Consider the following 2394-nt stretch of genomic DNA (forward strand, 5'->3'; position numbering starts at 1 on the left):
GGCACGCTCGTGGAAAAGATCAAGTCGTCCTCGCAGACGCTCAAGCAGGAATACCTCGATACATACGAGGAAGGTGAATGACATGATAGGCAAGAGCTATGCAAAGATAGCGATTGTTGGCTTTGTACTTTGTCTTGCAATGGTGCTATGTGCATCATTTGCGAGGTATAGGTCCGAGCAGTCGTTCATCGATGGCGCTGAAAATGGGTTTGGCATAGACGGGATGTATGTCAACGATGGCGCGACCAGGCCGTCTATGGCGATTCTTGCAGGCGAAGACATGGAATGGCAAATCTGTAATGACGATGGTTCTTGTATGAGTGGTCGTTTGGCCGCAACGAGCGACCCGAATTCGTTCGATCTTCTCGACAATGATGGAGCGGATTGCGGTTCTGTTCACCTTTCATATGCATCGCGAGACGGGATGGACGGCATCCTCTACGTCTCCCACGAAAATGGCAATTTCAAGATGCGCAGGACTAACCGGGTGCCGGCTTTTATCGAGGAGTGAGAGTTCCCGGCGGCCTGCCGATCAGACCGCCGGGGTATTGAACCCCGCATTCATCCGTACACACACGGATGAATGCGGGAAGTGTCCGGATGAAGTTGATAATCAAGGAAACAAAGCCGTTCTGCCTGGGACGGCATTGGCTTGGACTTTAACTACAACATCGCAATCGACACTTATCAGCTCGCGCAACGCGCATGGCCAAATCTCGGACGCTGGTGCATGGAGGACCTTCGAGATTTACTGGACATCCAAAACGACGACGCACACCGCGTGCTCGCCGACTGCGAAGACGAGATGGCTGTCTACAATGCGATCAGAAACGGCGTGAAGTCCGGAGAGCTTTCTGTGGAACCGCCGCACCGTCGCGCGAGCCGACCGGGCAACCCGGGCAATCTGGTCCCGACTCTCCCGGTCGTATTCCTACGATATCGCCCCTAAATCACCAACGTGTCAGATAAAGAATGATGCAATGATTATGATCAAGCATACGGCGGATGCGACGACTGCGCCTTTTTTCCTCTCCTTTAGTCCGACGAATAGGGTTGCCGTAAAGTAAAGGGCGGAAAGGCAGTCTATGGCAAGCAAAACGAGTTCCTTGGGCGGTTTCAGCAAAAGGTCGCTAGCAAAGAGTAATGCAAGCAGGGCAAAGCCGATTGTGGTCAAGTATCTCGATTGATTTTGCGACAGCATGGCAACCTCCTTTTAGAACATGCAAGTGAAAAGTCGGCACGATGTCATTGCGGTTGCAAACAAGCCGCCGCCAGGACCGGTTGTCACGAGACCGGCGATAACTTCAGCGGTGCCAGCAAGGTAGGGATCGCGCAGGCAAGACTCCTCCTTCACGTTCAGCTTGACCTTGTGAGGGACGGTGCGGTTATTTGCAAATCCGTGAGAATCGCACCACGCCTTGGAATATGAATCCGTGCAGCGTCCGCGCTCAAAAAGGGATATATCGTAATTTTCGTCGTAGTTGTCTCCGACGTAGATTTCGCTGCTCTCGGCGGGAGACCCCTCGTCGGCATAGGCTGCCGCAACGGGCACAAATGGTGTCATGACAAGGGAGAGGCAAAGAGCTGCTGAGACGATGGAGAGCAGGCATTTCTTCATGGCTGGCTCCTTAATCTGGCCTTTGATAGTTACTTGATGTCGCCTCCTTCCGCTTTATATCCGTTGTATTTGGCGTATTTCTTTAATAAGGCAAGAGGTTCTTCCTCTCCTTCGGATAAGCCGATGATGTTTCCTTGATCATCCAGTATGAATATGGACGGAATATGCTCAAGTTCATATTGGTCATACACGGTCTTATCTTAATCTATGTATATGGGAAAGTCTCCTTCATGGACCGAGGCTTCTTCAATTGTGCTGTCCTCGGAAACAGTGAAAAGGTTCTTCCTTAAGGCTGCGAAATTATCAAGTTGTTGCATATCTTCTATGAGAGATTCGCAGTGCTGACACCACGATGCCCAGAACATCAAGATATTTTCCTCATTAGGTTTTAGCTTGTTAAAATAATTCACGTTTCGGCCGAGGCTGAAATTTTGGCCCATTTTAATGGACAAAGATGAGGGATAAGCATCGTGTTGCGGTTTGATATTGACGGCGATCAAGGCGGCGAAACACGTCAGAGCCGCCAAAGTCAGTAAGGCGATAACGCATTTTCTCGGTTTCCAGCTCATGACAGATCCCTCTCTCATGGTGAAACGCATACGTTTTGAAACGGGATACCGCTTCGATTCGTTCCGGACGCGGATGTGGACGTAACTGGTCTCGGTGCCAAGTGCGATTTCAGTGCTGTATATGACTTAACGGGAATGTCCGAGCAGTGTCGGAGTGGTACCGTCAAGATTCTTTCGCAAATTGATCGAGGCGGCCTCGGCCCCGCC

At 50.8% G+C, this 2394-nt stretch carries 5 protein-coding genes; 2 read left to right on the top strand and 3 right to left on the bottom strand.

All coding sequences use genetic code 11. The features are described from left to right. Positions 1 to 82 precede the first annotated feature (82 nt). Together DXD77_RS10095 and DXD77_RS10100 are read left to right on the top strand one after the other, a co-directional pair. Positions 83 to 511 carry a hypothetical protein gene (locus DXD77_RS10095; protein WP_117629398.1) on the top strand — a complete coding sequence of 143 codons (429 nt, stop codon included), beginning with the start codon at positions 83 to 85 and terminating at the stop codon, positions 509 to 511. 141 nt (positions 512 to 652) lie between these two features. After that, entirely contained in the window at positions 653 to 949 is a 297-nt protein-coding gene (locus DXD77_RS10100) for a hypothetical protein (RefSeq protein ID WP_117629397.1), read from the top strand. Between the two features lie 12 nt (positions 950 to 961). Here the strand turns inward: DXD77_RS10100 and DXD77_RS10105 are convergent, their stop codons facing one another. The 3 genes from DXD77_RS10105 to DXD77_RS10115 form a co-directional block, all read right to left on the bottom strand. Continuing rightward, positions 962 to 1201 (bottom strand): hypothetical protein, encoded by a 240-nt coding sequence (locus tag DXD77_RS10105; protein WP_117629396.1) that lies wholly within the window; start codon positions 1199 to 1201, stop codon positions 962 to 964. Between the two features lie 12 nt (positions 1202 to 1213). Next, positions 1214 to 1618 (bottom strand): hypothetical protein, encoded by a 405-nt coding sequence (locus tag DXD77_RS10110; RefSeq protein ID WP_117629395.1) that lies wholly within the window; start codon positions 1616 to 1618, stop codon positions 1214 to 1216. A gap of 200 nt (positions 1619 to 1818) precedes the next feature. Next, on the bottom strand, positions 1819 to 2187 hold the full coding sequence (locus DXD77_RS10115) for a hypothetical protein (protein ID WP_117638269.1): 369 nt from the start codon (positions 2185 to 2187) through the stop codon (positions 1819 to 1821). Between the last annotated feature and the right edge of the window lie 207 nt (positions 2188 to 2394).

The organism is Collinsella sp. TM09-10AT (assembly GCF_003436275.1).
Lineage (GTDB): Bacteria > Actinomycetota > Coriobacteriia > Coriobacteriales > Coriobacteriaceae > Collinsella.